The organism is Roseibium sp. MMSF_3544 (assembly GCF_030732845.1).
Classification (GTDB): Bacteria; Pseudomonadota; Alphaproteobacteria; order Rhizobiales; family Stappiaceae; genus Roseibium.
On record NZ_JASHKA010000004.1, the window covers coordinates 1 to 20253 of the forward strand.

At 56.5% G+C, this 20253-nt stretch carries 18 protein-coding genes; 13 read left to right on the top strand and 5 right to left on the bottom strand.

Going from position 1 to position 20253, the window contains the following annotated elements; genetic code table 11:
• Positions 1–87 precede the first annotated feature (87 nt).
• The 3 genes from RBB47_RS06790 to RBB47_RS06800 form a co-directional block, all read right to left on the bottom strand.
• The gene (locus tag RBB47_RS06790; RefSeq protein ID WP_305985011.1) at positions 88–486 is read right to left on the bottom strand and encodes a rhodanese-like domain-containing protein; all 399 of its coding nucleotides are present in this window, start codon (positions 484–486) and stop codon (positions 88–90) included.
• A gap of 17 nt (positions 487–503) precedes the next feature.
• Positions 504–956, bottom strand: coding sequence for a DNA polymerase III subunit chi (locus tag RBB47_RS06795; RefSeq protein WP_305985012.1), 453 nt, complete (start codon positions 954–956; stop codon positions 504–506).
• 439 nt (positions 957–1395) lie between these two features.
• Positions 1396–2898: a leucyl aminopeptidase gene (locus RBB47_RS06800; RefSeq protein ID WP_305985013.1), complete on the bottom strand. Its 1503-nt coding sequence runs from the start codon at positions 2896–2898 to the stop codon at positions 1396–1398.
• 237 nt (positions 2899–3135) lie between these two features.
• Between RBB47_RS06800 and lptF the strand changes: the two genes are divergently transcribed.
• From lptF to RBB47_RS06865, 13 genes are all read left to right on the top strand, one after another.
• Positions 3136–4320, top strand: a complete 1185-nt coding sequence (gene lptF / locus RBB47_RS06805) for an LPS export ABC transporter permease LptF (protein ID WP_305985014.1) — start codon at positions 3136–3138, stop codon at positions 4318–4320.
• Positions 4317–5411 carry an LPS export ABC transporter permease LptG gene (lptG, locus tag RBB47_RS06810; RefSeq protein ID WP_305985015.1) on the top strand — a complete coding sequence of 365 codons (1095 nt, stop codon included), beginning with the start codon at positions 4317–4319 and terminating at the stop codon, positions 5409–5411. Before lptF ends, lptG begins: the two co-directional genes overlap by 4 nt.
• A 5-nt stretch (positions 5412–5416) precedes the next feature.
• A complete protein-coding gene (locus RBB47_RS06815; RefSeq protein WP_305985016.1) occupies positions 5417–7789 on the top strand; it encodes an LPS-assembly protein LptD in 2373 nt (790 codons plus the stop codon).
• Between the two features lie 160 nt (positions 7790–7949).
• Entirely contained in the window at positions 7950–8930 is a 981-nt protein-coding gene (locus tag RBB47_RS06820; RefSeq protein WP_305985017.1) for a peptidylprolyl isomerase, read from the top strand.
• Positions 8931–8969: 39 nt separating this feature from the next.
• A complete protein-coding gene (gene pdxA, locus RBB47_RS06825; RefSeq protein WP_371932752.1) occupies positions 8970–9956 on the top strand; it encodes a 4-hydroxythreonine-4-phosphate dehydrogenase PdxA in 987 nt (328 codons plus the stop codon).
• An 11-nt stretch (positions 9957–9967) separates the two neighbouring features.
• Positions 9968–10834, top strand: coding sequence for a 16S rRNA (adenine(1518)-N(6)/adenine(1519)-N(6))-dimethyltransferase RsmA (gene rsmA / locus RBB47_RS06830; RefSeq protein ID WP_305985019.1), 867 nt, complete (start codon positions 9968–9970; stop codon positions 10832–10834).
• A 336-nt stretch (positions 10835–11170) separates the two neighbouring features.
• Complete coding sequence (locus RBB47_RS06835) at positions 11171–13027, top strand: peroxidase family protein (protein ID WP_305985020.1); 1857 nt, start codon at positions 11171–11173, stop codon at positions 13025–13027.
• 10 nt (positions 13028–13037) lie between these two features.
• A complete protein-coding gene (locus RBB47_RS06840; RefSeq protein WP_305985021.1) occupies positions 13038–13943 on the top strand; it encodes a hypothetical protein in 906 nt (301 codons plus the stop codon).
• The gene (locus RBB47_RS06845; protein WP_305985022.1) at positions 13940–15253 is read left to right on the top strand and encodes an NADH:flavin oxidoreductase; all 1314 of its coding nucleotides are present in this window, start codon (positions 13940–13942) and stop codon (positions 15251–15253) included. Before RBB47_RS06840 ends, RBB47_RS06845 begins: the two co-directional genes overlap by 4 nt.
• A gap of 34 nt (positions 15254–15287) precedes the next feature.
• On the top strand, positions 15288–16868 hold the full coding sequence (locus RBB47_RS06850) for a cytochrome c (protein ID WP_305985023.1): 1581 nt from the start codon (positions 15288–15290) through the stop codon (positions 16866–16868).
• 16 nt (positions 16869–16884) lie between these two features.
• Complete coding sequence (locus RBB47_RS06855) at positions 16885–17307, top strand: hypothetical protein (protein ID WP_305985024.1); 423 nt, start codon at positions 16885–16887, stop codon at positions 17305–17307.
• A 172-nt stretch (positions 17308–17479) separates the two neighbouring features.
• Positions 17480–17698 carry a hypothetical protein gene (locus tag RBB47_RS06860; protein WP_305985025.1) on the top strand — a complete coding sequence of 73 codons (219 nt, stop codon included), beginning with the start codon at positions 17480–17482 and terminating at the stop codon, positions 17696–17698.
• Entirely contained in the window at positions 17691–18599 is a 909-nt protein-coding gene (locus tag RBB47_RS06865; RefSeq protein ID WP_305985026.1) for a LysR family transcriptional regulator, read from the top strand. Before RBB47_RS06860 ends, RBB47_RS06865 begins: the two co-directional genes overlap by 8 nt.
• Before the next feature lie 37 nt (positions 18600–18636).
• Here the strand turns inward: RBB47_RS06865 and gmk are convergent, their stop codons facing one another.
• Both gmk and RBB47_RS06875 read right to left on the bottom strand, forming a co-directional pair.
• Entirely contained in the window at positions 18637–19332 is a 696-nt protein-coding gene (gmk, locus tag RBB47_RS06870) for a guanylate kinase (protein WP_305985027.1), read from the bottom strand.
• A 4-nt stretch (positions 19333–19336) separates the two neighbouring features.
• On the bottom strand, positions 19337–20230 hold the full coding sequence (locus RBB47_RS06875) for a YicC/YloC family endoribonuclease (RefSeq protein ID WP_305985028.1): 894 nt from the start codon (positions 20228–20230) through the stop codon (positions 19337–19339).
• Positions 20231–20253 lie beyond the last annotated feature (23 nt).

Genomic DNA, 20253 nt, shown 5'->3' on the forward strand with positions numbered 1-20253 from the left:
AAACTGATTGTGTTTGGTCACCAACCAGTCTCAGATCTTCAATGTGAGTGAACAACCTTCTTAGATTTCACACCTAGGGTATGGACCCTAACCTCTTTCGACCTTCTCCACCGGGCCACCCTGTTTCACCCAGTCGGTGAAGCCGTCTTTCAGGTGGGCGGCTTCAAATCCCATGTCCATGAGTGTTGAAACCGTCAGGGCCGAGCGCCAGCCGGACGCGCAGTGGAAAATGAACTTCCTGTCCTCAGAAAAAATTTCCTTGAAATAAGGGCTTTCAGGATCAACCCAGAATTCGATCATGCCGCGCGGGCAATGAACGCTACCTGGAATGAAGCCAAGTTTCTGGCGTTCGCGAATATCCCGGATGTCGATGACAACGATACCGGGATCATTGTGCAGCCGTATCGCCTCCCCGGTCTCGACCTCTTCGATCCGTTCCCGTGCGCGGGCGACCATTTCGGCCGACGACAACTTGAGCTTCGCCATATGCAGCTTCCCCGGAGCTATGCCTTTTTCTCCCAGCCACCTTGAGGTGTCTGTTGCCAATAGGCAATTTCAAACCCCTCCGCTTTTGCTTCTTTCCAGCGCTGCCGGGCTTCGGTGACGGCAGTTTCGTCATTGCCGTCGAACATATAGATCGCCCGCTTGTACGCATTAAGTGGCGGCGGTGCGGCCCGATCGACCAGAAAGCGCACGTCGGCCTCGTTCGGATTGTCCTGCTCGGCGGTTAGATAAATCGGCTGATGCTCCGCATAACCATCGGTTTTGGTTCCGTGCGGCAAAAAGCTGTCGTCGGCAAATGTCCACAAATGGGCGTCAAGCGCGTTGCAACGTTCTTCGCTTCCCGTCTGCACAACAACTTTCCAGTCGCGTTCAAGGCACTTTTGCAGCAGCTGCGGCAGTGCCATCTCAAGCGGCTTGTGCAGCAAATGGTAGAAAACCACTTCAACGCTCATGTTTGTCCGGAGCCCCTCTCAGCTTCTGATAGGTAGACCGTGCAAAGTCCTGCCCTGCAGTTGTCAAAATGTGATGCGTGCCTGCAACAGTCATTCATTCAATTCCATTTCGCGGCAAAGACGGCATAGACAGGTCACAAGACTCGTATCATTAACCCTTCGCAAATGTCGATTGACTAGGGTCTGATCCTGGGGACGATCCAAGGATCATATTTGGCGGCCGGTGCACGGTGTTTCCGAACCGGTGCAAAAGGGGATTTAGTGAATGATTGCACGTGTTGTTTTGTTTTGTGCATTGGTGGCCGTCGTTGCAGGCGCCACATTAGGAATGGGAATGCTGGTTGAACCGGCAACTGCCTGCCAGACCTACAAAACGTGCTGAGCAGACCGGAAAGAATTTAAAAAAACCCGCCGAAACGGCGGGTTTTTTGTTGTCCGATCAGCTTTCGTAATGATCGGCGACAAGCTGATTGAGCAGCCTCACGCCGTATCCGGATGCCCAGCTTTGGCAAATGTCGTCCTTTGGCGCACCGAAGGCAGTGCCCGCGATATCGAGATGTGCCCAGGGAACATCGTTGGCAAAACGCTGCAGGAACTGGGCTGCTGTAATGGAACCAGCCCAACGTCCACCCGTGTTCTTAACGTCCGCATTCGGCGTGTCGATGATCTTGTCGTAGTCCTTTGATAGCGGCAGGCGCCAGACCGGTTCGCCGCTCGCCTTTCCCGAAGCAATCAGTTTTTCGGCGAGCTCGTCATTGTTGGCGAAAAGACCGGCATTCAGATTGCCGAGAGCCACAAGAACGGCACCGGTCAGAGTCGCAAGATCGATCATGATGGCCGGCTTGTACTTCTGCTGCGTGTACCAAAGCGCATCGGCCAGCACCAGCCGCCCTTCCGCGTCCGTATTGAGGATTTCAATCGTCGTACCGGACATGGCAGTAACGATGTCACCCGGACGCTGGGCATTGCCGTCCGGCATGTTTTCCACCAGTCCGATAACACCCACGACATTGGCCTTGGCCTTGCGGGCGGCAATGGCATGCATCACACCGACCACCGCTGCCGCTCCGCCCATGTCTCCCTTCATGTCTTCCATACCGCCAGCCGGTTTGATGGAGATCCCGCCGGTATCAAACACAACGCCCTTGCCGACAAACGCGACGGGAGCATCCGCCTTTTTGCCGCCGTTCCAGCGCATGACCGCAAGACGCGGAGGGCGCACGGAACCCTGGGCAACCCCAAGCAAAGCCGCCATCTTGAGCTTTTTCATTTCCTTTTCGCCCAGGATCTCTACCTCGACACCGAGAGCTTCGAGCTCGGCAGCTTTTTTGGCAAATTCAACCGGACCCAGAACATTTGCCGGCTCGTTGACCAGATCGCGCGCAAGCATCACACCATCGGCAATCCCTTCCGAAGCGCTCCAGGATTTTTTCGCTGCTTTCAGGTCTTCGACCTTGAGAGACAGTTTCAGGTCCTTGCCGTTTTCGCTGTCGTCCTTTTTCTTGGATTTGTAGGTGTCGAAGGAATAGGCGCGTAACTTCGCGCCCATGGCGAATTCCGCGACAGCTTCGGATGAAAACTCTACCCCATCCGGTGCTTCAAGCAGAACAGTGGCATCCTGAGCTTTGGCTTTCTGAAGTGCGGCGAACACGGCGCCGCCGAACGAACGCCAGTCCCCCGCTGCAATATCCGCAGCCTTGCCGATACCGAAAACAATCAGCCGGTCCAGTGCAAGACCTGCGGGGGCGACGAGATCGAGGCTGGATTTCTTCTTTCCGGAAAACCCGGCAATTCCGGCAGCACGCGCCAATCCTCCTTCAAGGCCCGACACGACATCGCCCGAAATTTTGCCGAGACTCAGGTCGTCCGCCGCCAAAAGGACGACGACGCCCCCTTTAGGAGCGTCCAGTTTGGAAAAGGCGATTTTTGCAAGTTTGGTCATTCGGGGTCCTTGTAGAGAAATCTTGCCGGGAAAGATCGCTTTGCGGCCGGTCTCGGCAGTGCGTTTGAAGAGCTGCGGTATTGTCAGCAAATCATGGGGTTTCAACATCTTTTCGGCAAGAGCCGACAAAATTAATGTATATTAACCATGCTTATTTATGCGCCATTCACCACATTACGTGTTATTCGGTGCTGGGCGGAATTATCACTGTTTGCAGAGGAACCGGTCCGGCCGCACATGAAGACGCTTGAACGCTACATAATTCGCCGGACACTTTATGCATTCACCCTCACGATTGCGGCGATGACAGGAGTGGTTTGGGCAACGCAGGCGCTCCGCCAGCTTGACCTTGTCACCTCGAAGGGACAGACGATCGTTCAGTTCGTCGGCATCACCATGCTTGCGCTTCCGTTCCTGATCATGATCGTCGCGCCGTTCGCTATGATGATTGCGCTGATCCTGGTGCTGAATGCGCTGTCCGGCGACAGCGAACTCATTGTTATCGACGCCAGCGGCGGCTCGAGATTTCTCGTACTCAAACCCGTTATACTCTTCTCCGTCGCCGTGATGGGGATGATCGCCTTCCTGTCTCTTTACGTCGCGCCCACGGGGCTGGCACAGCTTCGGACCGAAATAACGCGCGTCAGGGCCGACCTCGTTGCCAATATCGTCAAGCCCGGCAAGTTCATAAACGTCGAAAGCGGACTGACCTTTCACATTCGAAACCGTTCGGGCAATGGCACCCTGGATGGATTGCTGTTGCACGACACCAGAGACCCGGAAACGGCTTTCACCTACCAGGCGGATACCGGCCAGATCGTCGAAGCGGCGGATCGCACACTGCTGGTCATGCAAAACGGAACGATCCAGCGGCGCCCGAAACAGGAAGGCGACATATCCATAGTCCGCTTCCAGTCCTACGCATTCGATCTGTCCAACCTGATCCCGGAGGCAGGCGAACCGGTTTTCAAGGCAAGTGAACGGACAACGGCCAATCTGTTTTCACCCGGCCGCAACGACGCCTATGCACTGAAGCACCCGGACAAGCTCGCCAAGGAACTGCACGAACGGTTCAGTCAGCCACTTTATGCGGTCGCCTTCGGCCTCATCGTTTTTGCCTTTCTGGGAAAAGCCCGAACAACACGCCAGGGACGCGGTGCCGCTGTTGTCGGCGCAATCGGTTGTTGCGTCATTTTGCGAACGGCCGGTTTCAGCGTAACCGCCATCTCCGGCAGCTCAACGGCTCTGCTTGGCCTGCTTTATGTCGTGCCGATCGCCGGCTCCGCCCTGGCTCTTGTTTCAATTTTCAAGGAACAGAACGAGCCGCCCAAATGGCTGAACGACTTGCATCTTGCGGTTCAGGACCGGATTGAAGCGTTGAGCAACCGCCTCAACAACCGCCAGACCGGAGGAGCATCATGATCCTCGGCCGGACCCTGGCAGTCTATTTTTCGAACCGGTTTTTAAAGGCCATACTGGGTCTTTTCCTGTTTGCTGCCGTGCTCCTGTTTCTGTTCGACGTCCTCGAACTGATCCGAAGAGGCGGTGATCGCGAAGGCTTTTCTGTCCTGCGCGTGTCCCTTATTTCCCTTCTGCGCGTGCCGCTGCTGCTCGAGCAGGTTATTCCGTTTACGGTCCTTTTCGGCGCCATCGCGGCATTTGTCACCCTTAGCCGCGCGCTCGAACTTGTTGTTACGCGCGCGTCCGGTATCTCCGTCTGGCAGTTTTCCACGCCGGCAATTGTCGTCGGGGTCCTGTTGGGCGTCCTGTCGATCACCGTCTACAACCCCGCTGCCGTCTGGTTTCAGCAAAAGTCTGATGAAGTCGCTACAGGTCTGTTCGGCTCCGACCAGACGTTTCTGCTGCAAAGTTCCAACGATGTCTGGGTGCGGCAGGACGGTCTCGATGGGGAATCCGTCCTTCTTGCAAAGCAGTTGTTGGATGGCGGCACGCGGCTTCTTGGCGTGACCGTATTCACATTCGACAAGGACGGGACATTTCGCGAGCGCATTGAAGCGGACCAGGCGCGTCTGGGGGATGAGATCTGGTATCTGGATGACGCAATTGTCTACACGACCGAGCAAGATCCACAGCCCTATGGCCTCTATCAGATCAGTACTTTCCTGACGGCAACCGAAGTGCGCGAGAGCATCGGGTCGCCAGAATCGATCTCTTTCTGGAACCTCCCCCGCTTTATCGAGTTGGCGAGAAATGCGGGGTTGCCTGCCTATCGGTACAATTTGCAGTACCAGACCCTGCTTGCACGACCGCTTCTTTTGGTCGCTATGATTTTGATTGCGGCGGCAGTTTCCCTTAAAGTATCGAGATTTGGTGGATTGGGGAGCATGATTCTGGGTGGAATCCTGTCCGGGTTCGTGCTTTACGTTCTCACCGAGCTGGCCAAGGACTTCGGGGGCGCGGGTATCGTCCCTCCCTTGGTGGCTGCGTGGGCCCCTGGAATATTTGGAGTACTTATGGGTTTGACAATTCTCTTGCATCAGGAGGACGGATAAGGCCGATGTCTTTGCCGGTTTTCCTGAAGACAGAGATGTGGGCTCAAAAGGGCAGTCTGCTGGCGGCGGCAAGTGTGTTCGCCATCGCCACGACGCTCCTCTATTCCGCCGTTCCAGATGCAAGCGCGCAGGATTTGACGAGTAGCCTTGCCGGCCAGGTCAGCCCAGACGAAGAAATGCTGCTGGAATCCAGTGAAATCACTTATGATTTCGATGCCGACGTTATTGTCGCAACCGGGGATGTCCAAGTCTTCTATGACGGCAACACGGTCCAGGCGCACCAGATTGTTTTCGATCGCAAAAGCGGCCAGTTGACCGCACGCGGAAACGTCATCTTCATCGAGTCAACCGGTAATGTGATCCGCACATCCGAAATGACCCTGTCGGAAGATTTCGCGGACGGGTTCGCCAGAGCCCTTCAGATCGACACAACCAAGCGAACCCGTTTTCTTGCGGAAACCGCCCGTCGCGAAGGCGAGAACGTCACGACGATCGAGAATGGTGTCTACACGGTTTACACAAAGCCGACCAATCCGCCGAACAAACCGCCCCTTTGGCGTGTGCGGGCCGAAAAGATCATTCACAATCAGCAGGAAAAGATCATCCGGTTCGAGAATGCGGCGTTCGAGGTCTACGGAAAGCCGATTGCTTACCTGCCTTATCTGTCGATGCCGGATCCGACCATCAAGCGAAAGTCCGGTTTCCTCGTTCCGAGCGGCATCATAAACGACAAGCTCGGATATGGCGTCACGATACCCTATTACTGGGCGCTCAGCCCTCATTATGATCTGACCACGACACTCACGCCGCTCACAAAGCAGGGCCTGTTTACCGACGTGCAATACCGCCACCGGTTCCAGGCTGGTCAAGTCAGTTTTTCCGCCGCAGGCATTTTTCAGGCACAACCGAGCCAGTTCACCACACGAAGAGCCGATGAGCGCTGGCGCGGTGCGGTGAATTCCACTGCCTCATTTGCGATCAGCCAGGACTGGACGTTAGGGTGGAACATCACCTACAAGAGCGACCGGCAGTTTTTCAACGACTACTCCATGGCGTCGTTTGGCGGCGGCAATCCGTCGGAGATCTTTTTCGAAGGCCGAAATGACCGAAACCTTCTGTCGGTCCGCGCCTATGCGTTTCAGATTTCCCAGGAAGACTACCAGGACAGCGAATTCGACGCGATCGGGTTCTCCCCGGTCGGCAGCTCGCTTCAGGACAAGCAGCCGCTCGTTCTGCCTGTGATCGACTACGATTATGTCTTTTCCGATCCGATCCTGGCTGGCGAGCTTTCGCTTGCCGCGAACTTTACTTCGTTGACACGCGATGAAACCGACGCCTTTTCCGTTGATGGCGGAACGACCCCGAAATTCCGTGGTGTCGACGGAACCTTCTCGCGTTTGTCTTTGCAAGGGGACTGGCGGCGGACATTCATCGATCCGCTGGGTCAGACCTTCACGCCCTTTGCCTATATGCGTGGCGATCTCTTTTTCCTGGCCTCGCCCGACGCTGATGTGACCGCGCTTGCAGGTGAAAGTTTCGTCGGACGTGCAATGCCTGCCGTTGGCCTGGAGTACCGGTATCCGATTATCGCAACGTTCAACGGCGGCAACCAGGTTTTTGAACCGATTGCGCAGGTCGTCGCACGGCCTGACGAACAACGGATCGGGGAACTGCCGAACGACGATGCGCAAAGCATTGTGTTCGATACGACCACATTGTTCGACTACGACAAGTTTTCCGGTTTCGACCGGGCTGAGGGCGGAACACGCCTCAATGTCGGCCTGAATTACAAGATGCAGCTCAACAGCGGCTATTATCTCAGTGGCCTGTTCGGACGCTCCTATCACCTTGCGGGTGAAAACTCCTATGCCGTGCCCGATATCCTCGGAGCAACCGAAGATTCCGGGCTTGCGGCCGATCTTTCCGATTATGTCGGCAGTTTCTATCTCGACACGCAATACGGCGTCAAAGTCGGTGCTCAGGCTCGGTTCGACAAGGATGACTTCAAGGTCAACCGGCTGCAGGCGCAGGCAAGCGCAATCTACGGGCCTGTCGTTTCTTCCCTTGCCTATGCATTTTTGGGCGAACAGCCGGATGTCGGCATTGATGCTCCGCGCGAAGAGATTCTCGGCTCGGCAAGTCTCAGGCTTCAGGAGAACTGGCGTGTGTTCGGGTCCATGCGCTATGACATTGAAAACTCAAACATTGTGCAGGACGGTGTCGGCCTGGGATATGACGACGAAGGGTTTTCCTTCTCCGTTTCCTATGCGGAGGACCGCAGCCGCAATGACGGTAATGAAGTCGACCGGACCCTCTATTTCCGGATTGGCCTGAGAACAATTGCAAATACGCAAGTTTCGAGCGGCGTTCTGAACTAAGACCCGGGTTCGCGTTCTGACCTCAGTCGGTACATCCCATCCGATCCAGCGTGCAATTCACGAAGTTATGTAGTCGTTGATTGTGGCCGGACATTTTAACGCCACGAATTCGGGCAACATGCCGCTTATGTTTTGAATTTGTGGCCGTGATATGCGAAAAATGCGGACCACAATAACACTAACTTCGGTTTGGCTACGCGCCAGCACGGATGGTTTTGCAATGCGGCTCCGCTTCGTATCGGTAATACTCGGCCTAGTCCTGGCGCTGGCCACGCCCCTCGCAACTCCAGCATTTGCAGCGATCAAGGTCATCGTGAACGATGTCCCGATCACGGACTACGACATCACGCAGCGCGCGCGGCTTATCACGTTGACGCAGCGCAAGTCCGCAGCGGCTGCCAAACGCGAGGCAGAGCAGGAGCTTATCGACGATCAAGCGAAACTGTCAGAGGCGGAAAGATACAACATCAGCATAAGCCAGACTCAGGTGGACAACGCGTTCAACAACATCGCGCGCAACGTTAAAATGTCGCCGGCGCAGTTGAACAAGGCCCTGAGAGGCGGCGGCGTCAAGCCGGAAACCCTGAAGCGGCGGCTCAAGGCGCAACTGGCCTGGAACCGCCTCCTCCAGCGACGCTTCAGCGGAAGCATCGAGGTTGACGAGTCGGACATTATCGCCGCGCTGCAGAAAAAGGATGAGGCGGATCGGCGAAAGTCGATTGAGTACGACCTCAAACGCGTCATTGTCGTCGTACCGAAAAACTCCTCCGGCGGTTTCAAATCCAAGCGCAAGCAGGAAAGCAATCAGATCCGCTCCGCCTTCAACGGCTGCGACGAATCCGGCAGCGTCTTGGGCAAGTATAGCGAAGTCGTCGTCCAGACCATCGGCCGTCGGCTTGAGACCGAGCTGCCGGAAAGCATGCGGGACGAAATCAACGCGCTCGAACCGGGTAAACTGACCAAACCCTCCACCACCCCGGTGGGTTACGAAATGATCGCGATTTGCGGTAAGCGGGAAATCGCCTCCGATATCGCCGTTCGTACCCAATTGGAGAGCGAGCTGCAGGTCGAAGCGCAAAAGAACCAGTCGCGCAGGTATCTTCTGGAAGTCCGCCGCCGGGCGACAATCATTTATCGCTAACCTCACATGCGTCGAAACAAAAAGCCCCTTGCGGTCAGCATGGGCGAACCTGCCGGCATCGGACCGGATCTGGCCTTGCTCTCCTGGGCAAATCGCAAAAAGCTCGGGTTGCCGCCGTTTTATGTGCGCGGAGACCAACAGCTGTTCGTGGAGCGTGCAAAAAAGATCGGCATGACACCGCATGTCGTTCCTTGCACACCGAAAAACGCCGTTACCTGTTTTCAAAAAGGACTTCCGGTCGTTCAGACGGGTGAGCCTCTTTCAGATCGCCCAGGAGAAGAACAAGAGGAGACGGCGCCGTCGGTCGTCGCCTCGATTGAAACCTGCATCGAAGATGTGAAATCCGGTCATGCCGCGGCCCTGGTGACAAGTCCGATCAACAAGGCTGCGCTCTACAAGACCGGATTTAACTTTCCCGGGCACACCGAGTTTCTGGGAGCACTCGCTGCAAAGCACTGGCCAGGGCAATCCGCAGAACCGGTAATGATGATTGCCGGACCTGAGTTGATGGTGGTCCCTGTAACGGTTCACATTGCCCTGAAGAATGTACCGGCTGCTTTAACGGAAGCTCTCATTGTCGAAACGGGGAAAATTGTTGTACAGGATCTCCGTGAGAGATTTGGATTTTCCAATCCGAGACTTGCACTTTGCGGACTGAACCCACATGCCGGCGAAAGCGGCACGATGGGGACAGAGGACAGGGACATCATCACGCCGGCAATAGAAACGCTCAAGGATATGGGTATTGCCGCGTCCGGACCGCATCCGGCAGACACCCTGTTCCATCCGGCAGCGCGTGAGACCTACGATTGCGTCCTGGGCATGTATCATGACCAGGTCCTGGTGCCTGCCAAAACGATAGGTTTTGACGATAGCGTCAACGTGACCCTCGGTCTTCCCTTTGTCAGGACGTCACCGGACCACGGGACTGCCTACAGTCTGGCCGGAACGGGAATGGTGCGGATTGACAGTTTTGCGGCCTCCCTGCGCATGGCGCACGCTCTGGCCAATCCTGATCAGGTCTAACGGCTCAAGCGATGGCACAGATCGACGACCTGCCTCCCCTTCGCGATGTCATCGCCACGCATGGCCTTCAGGCCAAAAAATCGTTGGGCCAGAATTTTCTTCTCGATCTCAATCTGACGTCGCGCATTGCACGCTCCGCCGGCGACCTGGCGGATTGCACTGTGTTGGAGATCGGCCCGGGCCCGGGCGGCCTGACTCGCGCCCTGCTCGCTGCAGGTGCCAAAAAAGTTGTCGCCATCGAAAAGGACAGCCGCTGCCTGCCTGCGCTCGTAGAGATCTCTGACCGTTATCCAGGCCGCCTGGAGGTTATCGAAGGGGACGCGCTGACGCTGGACCCGGTCTCACTCATCGGTGGCGGAAAGATTAGGATCGCGGCGAACCTTCCTTACAACGTTGGCACGCAGCTTTTAGTGAACTGGATCACGACACCGACGTGGCCGCCCTTCTGGTCCTCCCTGACACTTATGTTTCAGAAAGAGGTTGGAGAAAGGATCGCTGCACAACCCGGCACAAAGGCCTATGGACGCCTCGGGGTGCTTGCCGGCTGGCGTTGCAAGGGGGGAATTCTGTTCGACATCAGCCCTAAGGCCTTCACACCGCCCCCCAAGGTCACCTCCGCCGTTGTTCATCTGACGCCAAACGAGACGCCCCTGCCCTGCGAACTGACCGCGCTCGAAACGGTCACTGCCGCTGCCTTCGGGCAACGCCGCAAAATGCTGCGCGCAAGTCTCAAATCTCTTTCACCGAACGCCGAAGAACTGATCATGCAGGCTGGGCTTAAGCCAACAGCACGTGCGGAAGAAATCGATATCGCCGGATTTGTCGCTCTTGCCAAGGCTTTCGAAGGTGAGCGGACCGACAGGGCCGGTTCCGAGTAAGCCGACCTAGCGGGCGCATGCCGTCTCCCGTAACAAAGCGGCTTCGGCACGTTTCACTCGTTCGCTCCGCAAGCCGCCGTTTGTCAATCGGCGCAAACCTTCACTTCAAATACTCTTAAAAATTGAACCAAGGTTGTAATAGCAATCGAGGATTGACACAACGTAACTTTTAAGTTTTGATACCAAGAGACGCGAATTTGACGTACCCACCCCTCAGATATACCTGTAAATAATCAAAATTTATTCATATCTAACGTCAAATTTTCTATTTTTTACTTATTTGAGTCATTGCAGATAACAAAAACAAAATAAAAAGCAATTTAGGGAGAGAGCAATATGTCCGATTATAGCCCTTCCATGCTTGACAGGGTTCTTGCAGCCCTGGCGAAATTTACCGAAGACATACGGGTCTGGCATCGTTGGCCGTTTCTGCCGGCAGTGATCCTTGTCCTTGGCCACCGTGTCAATCTGCGACGAAACAATCTGACGGACACGGAAACCGCAAAGCCGTCCATGTCGAAACCGGATGAGTTCGACATCACCGGATGGCGGACCTACGACGGCACGTTCAACGACATGGCGGACCCCTGGATGGGAGCCAAAGGCGCTCGTTTCGGTCGCAATGTTCCCTTGAAATCAACCTACGGCGAGAAGGACCCGGAACTTTACGATCCGAGCCCGCGCCTCATCTCAAACAAGCTGCTTGCGCGTCAATCCTTCCAACCTGTGCCGCATCTGAACGTGTTCGCGGCTGCCTGGATCCAATTCATGGTCCACGACTGGTTGAGCCACGGGGCCAACGACAAGAACAATTTGCTCAACATCCCGGTTCCCGACGACGATGACTGGGCGCACGGTCCGATGCAGATACCGGCGACCAAACCAGATCCTGACACCGGTCCGGGCGACGAAGGCCGCCCGGCGACCTATCGCAACGTTGAAACGCACTGGTGGGACGCCTCGCAGATCTATGGGTCCAGCAAAGACGTTTGCGATCGGCTGCGAACAGACCCGGACACCGGTGATTTTCTGCAAAACGGAAAACTTTGGCTGGATGAAAACGGGCATCTCCCGCTTGACCCGAAGAGCCAGGAGAAGCAGCCTGGCCTCGAACTTGCGGGCGTCAATGGAAACTGGTGGATCGGCCTCTCCGCCCTTCACACGCTGTTCGCGCGCGAGCACAACGCGATTGTCGACCGGCTGACAATTGATCATCCCAAGGAGTCCGGCGAGTGGCTTTTCCAGAAAGCCCGGCTCGTCAACTCTGCACTTCTTGCGAAAATCCATACGGTCGAGTGGACGCCGGCACTCATGGATTCCGACAAGGGCCGCATGCTGATGCGCGGCAATTATTGGGGCCTGACCGGCGAGCGCTACGCGAAGATTTTCGACCGCATCTCCGAAAGTGAAGTCGTTCACGGGATTATGGGCTCTCCCACGGATCATCATGGGGCGCCATTCACGATCACGGAGGAATTCACCGCTGTCTATCGGCTGCATTCGCTGCTGCCCGACGATTTCAGCTTTCGCAAGCTCGACGACAATTCCACGCTTCACGAGACAGACCTTCACGGTGTCTCCATGGGAGCGGCCAGAGGAATTTACGACAAGGCCTCCTTCCAGGATGTGTTTTATTCGCTCGCGACATCCAATCCGGGTGCCCTCACCCTGCACAACTACCCCAATGGTTTGAGAACACTTCAAAAACGCATTCCGGTGGACCGGGTCATCGACCTCGCCGCCGTAGACATCTTGCGGGATCGCGAACGCGGCGTGCCACGTTTTGCAGAATTTCGACGACTGACCGGAATGAAAGAACCGAAAACCTTTGCCGACATCACTGACAACAAGGAATGGCAGAAGCAGCTGGCGGAAGTTTACGACGACGATGTCGAAAAGGTCGACCTACTCGTTGGCACCCTGGCCGAATCCCAGTCGGAACGAGGACAGCCCTACCGTTTTGGTTTTTCAGACACCGCATTCCGGATTTTCATTCTGATGGCGTCGCGGCGCCTGAAGAGCGACCGGTTCTTCACCGACGACTTCCGGCCGGAGGTTTACACGGAAGTCGGCCTTGCATGGGTCAAGGAGAACGGTTTCAGAAGCGTGGTAGAGAGGCATCTGCCTGAATTGACCTCTGCCATGGCGGATGCGCGAAATCCGTTTTTCCCCTGGAAGATCAGCAAGACCTGAGGCCGCCGCCATGAGACGCATAAGGCTTCCACTACTGATCGATCTCATTCTTGCCGACAAATCAGCTGACGTTCGGTCCCTTGCTGCTGATCCGTCTCTCGATCGCGGTTTTCAGACAAGAGGACCATTGGTCAACAGGATGATTGCGCGGCGCATTCGATCCGGCATGACCATCATGGGCATTCCTTTGCCGAGTATCGTCGAGCGCGATGACCGCGAGCGCCAACAAAGGCAGTCTGAACTCGAAGACGCGTTCACGGCGATGGCCGGAAAGAAAGGGTGGGACGAAGAGAGTTTCGACCGGATTGTTGCCGCCATCCGTGCCGATGACAGCAGGGAAATCGCGCTCGCGACGCTGTCGCTTGTGGGCAAACTGTTCGACCCCGCATTTGAGGGCACAAAGCACACCCTGTATGCATCTCAAACACTCGATCGCGCCTTGAAAAACCGGAACCCGCTGCTGTCAATCTGGTGGTCGATGACCGGAGAAGTACGCCACGCGAAACAGAAACTGAAAAAGGTCAGTTCGGGCGATTTCGCAGCGATCCATGCCATTGGTATTGCGGTACACAATCTTGTCGCAAGCTTCGAGCGGATGGCCGACTTGCTCAGTCACCAATCGGCTGCTTCCCGCATTTCACCTGAAGAAGCTGTCGTCAGGGTTCTGGTCGCGCCGGAAACCGTTGCGCGACAGGCGCACAAGCCCGGCCCGTCCCTTGCCGGCGTCCTTTCACCCGGATCGCTCGTTCTGATGAACACACGCGCCGCTCAGGAGGCGAACCCGAGCAGCCGGACAGCCTTCCTGACCGATGCCTGGAGTATCTGCCCTGCACACCAGCTTGTCCCTGCCCTTTTGATGAGCGTGTGGTCTGCCGCGACAAAGCCCGCAGGAACAGGAAAGGAGGCGTCGCAATGAGCGGAGACATCCTTTTTTCACCTCTCAAACTGGGCAAGAACCTGAGAATAAAGAACCGGGTTCTGCGTTCGAACATATCCGGTCGCTTTGACAACGATGACGGCTCCCTGACCCAGACCCGGATCAACTGGGAGACCAAGTTCGCCAAAGGTGGCGTCGGCGCCATCATCTCCTCTTACGTTCCGGTCCTCATCGAAGGCCGGATCATTGCAGGTTATGCCACCATCCACACCGATGAGTTCATTCCGCTTTGGGAAAAACTCGGCAAAGCGGTGCATAAACACAGGGCGAAGTACATCCTTCAGCTCAGCCATTCCGGACGGCAAATGGACCTGCCCGGCATCCACAATCAGATCCGTCCGACCCTGAGTTCCACCAGCAAAGCTGAGTCGCTGCACGGCTTTTTGTGCCGCGCGATGAGCTCGGGTGAAATCGGCTGGCTGGTCGAGGCGTTTGCGCAAGGCGCCAGGCGTGCGCGCGAGGCAGGACTGGACGGTGTCGAGCTTCACGCTGCAAACGGTTACCTGTTCACCCAGTTTTTGAGTTCAGGCATCAATGACCGCAGGGACCACTACGGTGGATCGTTGCGGAACCGGGCCCGTTTTCTGCTTGAGGTGATCTCGGCCATTCGCGCCACCGTTGGACCGGACTTTCATCTGCAGGTCAAACTAAGCGCGATCGACCGCAACAACGTCCTGCCATGGGAAGGAAAAGGCAACGACCTCGCCGACACGATCAAGGTTGCCAAGTGGTGCGAGGCACTCGGCGCAGACGCCATTCACGTCTCGACAGGGTCCCTGTTCCCGCATCCGCTCAATCCCCCAGGCGATCTTCCCCTCGAACTTCTGGCCGTCACCTACGACGCGATGATCTCTTCTGGGGTTCACGGCTTCAGGAATTTCCTGCTGTTCCGCTACCCGATGCTGCGTCCGATCTTCAAATGGCTGTGGTTCCGGATGAAACGCGGCCTTCCGGTGGAAGGTGTCAGCACACCGGAAGCGGCCGCCATAAAGAAGGCAGTCTCCATTCCGGTGATCAGCACCGGCGGATACCAGACTGCATCCACAATAAGGACCGGACTGGAAAACGGCCACTTCGACGCGGTCGCGATCGCCCGCTCGCTGGTTGCCAACAACGATCTGGTCAAGCAATGGCAAGGAGGACGCGAGTTACCGGAACGGCCTTGCACCTATTGCAACAAATGCCTGTTGAATGCACCGAAAAACCCGATGGGCTGCTACGAAGAATCGCGTTTTGCCAACCACGAGGAAATGGTTGCCGAACTCATGTCCGTTTATTCGGACCGTTGAATGCGTATGGGTTCCGAGGAAAGGCAGTGTCAAAATGGCTGATCCCTATTTTCCGACAGCAGTCGAACGAGAACTGGCACGGCGCCGGAAAGTGTCCCGGCCTGTCTTCATCGTTTTTCTGGTGTTGTTCCTGGCGTTCCTCATTGTCCTGATAACCTTGCTGTTCACACTGGCCGGTTTCTTCCGCGAGACAACCCCCCACTATTCAAGTCCAGTAGATCACTTCAAATACGGTTCGATCGGAACGGAGCCGGCAAGCGGGCTGCCGCGCAAGCTTTGGGACGCGCTTCCCTATCTCTTTGAAGAGGAGTTCGGCGGCAAGAAGGACTATTCAGCGTTCGGCTTTCTTTACGAAGACGAAAACGGCGCACCGAAGCCGTTGCCGATCGGTATCTCAGAACGCCGGTACAGGGGCGTTGATCTGGTGTGGTTCAATTGTGCTACGTGCCATGTCGGAACCTATCGCACCGGTGCCGAAGAACCGGCCGTCATCGTTCCGGGAATGCCGTCAAACAATCTGAAACTGGACGAATTCATCGCCTTCGTCGTTTCGACGGCTGCATCGGAAAAACTGTCCAGCGACACTGTTTTTGCCGCGATTGAGGAAAGCGGCGCGCGGCTCGGGGCCTTGGAGAAACTCTACTGGCGCCTCCTGGTGCTGCCCAGAGTGCGCGAGGAGCTGATCGTGCGTGCATCGCGGCTAAAGCCGCTCCAGGAGCATCAACCGGACTGGGGCCCAGGGCGCGTCGATACATTCAATCCCTACAAGGTGATACAGATGAATGTTCCGATGGAGGAGCTCACAGAAGAAGAGCTGATAGGAGCATCGGATTTTCCCTCGATTTTTCTGCAAGGCCCCAAGGAAGGCATGAACCTTCATTGGGACGGCAACAATGCGTCGCTTTCGGAACGCAACCTGTCTGCGGCGATTGGCGCTGGCGTGACACCGGAGACCGTGGATCACAAGGCTATCGGAAGGGTCGCAGACTGGCTTAAGGATCTGGAACCGCCCAAACAGCCTCCCTTGCCGCATTCAGAGGACCAGGCCGACCATGCAGAGGCCATTGAAGCCGGCAAAGCGGTTTACATGCAGGCCTGCGCCGCCTGTCACGGCTTCGTTAATAATGGAACATACGTCTTTGAAGGCGCGGTTCTGGGAGAAGTTGAGCCGATCGACAAGGTCGCGACGGATCGGGGCCGCCTCGACTCCTATACGGAAGCCTTTCGCGCGCAGCAACTTGATCAACTCTTTGCCGGAACGCCGCACCAGTTCAGGCATTTCAGGAAAACCGACGGCTATGCCAACATGCCGCTCGACGGGCTTTGGCTGCGCGCACCTTACCTCCACAATGGGTCCGTGCCGACGCTTTATGATTTGCTGCTTCCGCCCGGTGAAAGACCCCGAACGTTTCTCAGGAGCAGCGATGTGCTCGACGCGGAACGCGGCGGTTTCCAGGCACCGGAGTGCGAAACTTCGACATCAAATGACGCATCAAACAACGGGTTCTGTTTCGACACGTCGCTGATCGGCAACGGGAACTATGGCCACGACTACGGCACGGACCTGACGCCCGCGGAGCGGGACAGTCTTTTGTTATACTTGAAAACCTTTTGACCGGAGGACCGGCACCATGACTGACACACTTTCCCTCGGCTGGAGCGAGGCAGATGCACGCAAGAAGCGTGACGGCTACGTCCGACTTTTGGGCATCAATCTCGCCCTGCAAAGCCTCATCGCGCTCTGGGTTCTGATCTACCCATGGTTCTTCCTGTCAGTTCTGGGGTTGGAGAGTGACGCAGCCGGCCAGTGGGCGCGGGTGTGGGCCGCTATGGTTCTGATGGCAAGCGCCTTTCAGCTACCCGGTCTCATCGACCCGCTTACGCAAAGACTTCCCTGCGTTGTGGGCGTGATCGGACGAGCTTTCATGGCAGTGGTCTTCTTGTGCCTAGGAGGCGGTTTCATCTGGCTCGCCCTGTTCGACGGAATTTTCGCTATTCTGCTGTTCCTTGCTTTCCAGCGCGCGGTGATTTCAGAGCTTCAAACGCGCCCCTAGTTCTGGACAACTGTTTGGGCGTTAACGCCGGCTCTTACGGTCTTGCAAAGAAACAAGAACAGGGTGCGTTCCGTGGCGCACACCGCCAGAAAGCGCCTTCGGTTTGGCCGCCGGAGAAACGTCACTGCCCTCCGTTTCCTTCCCGGCGTAAAAATGCGTGGACCCGCTTTCCGTGTCCGGCGATGCCAAATCCCGAACCAACCAGGTCGGCCACTCCTGCCTGTTGCGCGGCAATGCAGGGCGCTTCACCGTGCTGTGTTTTTTCATTAAAAACAGAAGCTTAATCCAACCAACGCGCATCCCGGGCACCTCCTTCTTGCTTGAGAAAGTGCCAGCTGCAACGCAGAATGTAATTGAATTATTAGACATGCTATCATTCAAAAATGAATAGCAATCAACTGAACTGGGATTCTGTCCGCGTTTTTCTGGTGGTCGCCGAACATCAGAGCCTGAGCGGTGCGGCCGCGCAATTATCGGTATCGCAGCCAACGCTTGGGCGGCACATCTCCCGGCTGGAGGATGAGCTCAATCTGAAGCTGTTTGACAGGCGGCAAACCGGTCTTTTTCTGACTGACAGCGGGCGGCGCCTGCTGGAGGTCGCCAAGACGATGGCGAGCGGCGCTGCAGATTTCAGCAGAGCAGTCGACCTTGAGAAATCCGGTGCCCCCGATCAGGTCTGCCGGATCACGACCGGTGAATGGGGGCTCTACTTTCTGTCGCGGCACGCTGCGGAAATCGTCGCGGGACTGGGCGATGTTCGCCTGGAGTTTTATGCAGACGATTCATTCTGGGATCTTTCAAGACATTCTGCAGACATTGCAATCGGAAACAGGCCGCCCAGCCATGACCACCTGATTTCGCAAAAGCTTGGCGAACGTCACTTTCACGTCTACGCCGCCAAAGCCTATTTAAACGCCCACGAGGATGCGACCGACCCGGCGACCTGGCAGGACCAGACCTGGGCAGGCTATTGCGGCACAAGGGCACGCCTTAAGTCTTCCAAATTGCTTGCCGGGTTGCTGGATGAACGTGCCTGCCGCTACGCAGTGAATAATTCAGTTGCCTTGTGCGAGCTCATCAGGTCAGGCACGGCCATGGGCATCCTGCCTGACTGGATCGGAGAGTATGAAGACCTGACCCGCCTGTCAGCCGAACCTATCGGTCAGAGCGCATCGTGGCTCAGTTTTCACGAAAGGCTTCGACACCACGATAAACTGCACGAAATCAAGAAACGCATCGTGGATCTCTATCATCGCAGATACCACGAGACGTCTCAGCGGGTCGCCCGCTAACGCACCTTCAAGAGCCTCAACTGAAAACGCCGACCATTCAGCCCTTTTCATCCAGCTCGGTCTGCAGATCGTCAACCATTCCCTGGATGAGCGGTCCGATCTTCGGCGAGCGGAACTGCTTGAGCCGTTCGGCTTTCAGGATGGCGCGCACGTTTTCATAGGCCCGTTCCAGATCGTCATTGACGACAACATAGTCGTATTCCGACCAGTGCCGCATTTCCCCGACAGCGGTCTTCATGCGCTTGGCGATGATTTCGTCGGCATCTTCGGCGCGCCGGAACAGGCGAGACTTCATTTCGGCAATCGACGGCGGCAGGATGAACACGGACACCACGTCTGAACGCATCTTGTCATAGAGCTGGAAGGTGCCCTGAATATCTATGTCGAACAGAATGTCGCGGCCGTTTTCGATGGCGTTTTCGACCGGGCCCCTTGGCGTTGCATAATAGTTCCCGTGAACCTCCGCCCATTCCAGCAACTCGTCATGCTCGCGCATCTGCTCGAACCGCTTGGGATCCAGGAAATGGTAGTGCACGCCATCAACTTCGCTGGATCGGCGCGGACGGGTGGTCACCGAAATCGAGAGTTCGAGATTGTCTTCCTTGTCCAAGAGAAGCCGGGCAATGGTGGATTTTCCGGCACCGGAGGGCGACGACAGAACCAGCATCAGGCCGCGGCGTTGCTGCTCGGCCTGGTCCGCACTGACGGTGGTTGCGGCGGGTGCGTCGGTCATGGGGCTACTCCAGATTCTGTATCTGCTCTCGCATTTGATCGATAACCGCCTTCAGATCCAGTCCAATTGCAGTCAATTGCACATCATTGGACTTGGAACACAATGTGTTGGCTTCGCGGTTGAATTCCTGGGCGAGAAAGTCCAGCCGCCTGCCGATGGCACCACCGGTGTCCATCAGTTCCCGGACGGCGGTGACATGCGCGTGCAGCCGGTCGAGTTCTTCCCGGATGTCTGCCTTGGTTGCGAGAAACACCGCTTCCTGGTGCAGCCGTTGCGGGTCAAGTTGACCGTCGGACGCATCCATCAGATCCGAAACCTGCTTTTTGAGCCGTGCCTTGATGGCCTCAGGCTTACGAGCAGGAAGATCTTCAGCAGCCTGCGTCAACTCCGCGATCCGGTCGATCTGGGAGCGGACAACGGTGCTGATTGCATGACCTTCCGTGTGCCGCATGTCGACAAGATCAATCAGGGCGGCATCGAGCGTAGTCAGCAAGGTCCTGTGCAAGGCCGCCTGCGCTTCTTCGTCGTCTTCCGGCTCTTTGAGCTCAAAGACGCCCTTTTGCGCCAGAATGCCATCGAGCGAGGGAGGTGCCAGATCGGGGACCCTGTTTTTAAGCAACTCAATGGTCGACAGCACCGCTTCCAGGGCTGATTCATTTACCTGGAGCTGCTGCTCCGACTGATCTCTCTGCATTGCCAGGCCAATGGAGACATTGCCGCGTCTCAATACCTTGCTGCAGCGTTCCCTGATCTGCGGCTCCAGCGTTTCCAGGCCCGCCGGGATACGAATGCGCAGATCAAGCGACTTGCCGTTGACGGATCTGAGTTCCCAGGTCCAGCGCACCGGGTCCGATTCCCCCAGTGACCGCGCAAATCCTGTCATGCTGGCAAGTGCCATGTGCCCCTCCGGAAGTAATTGGC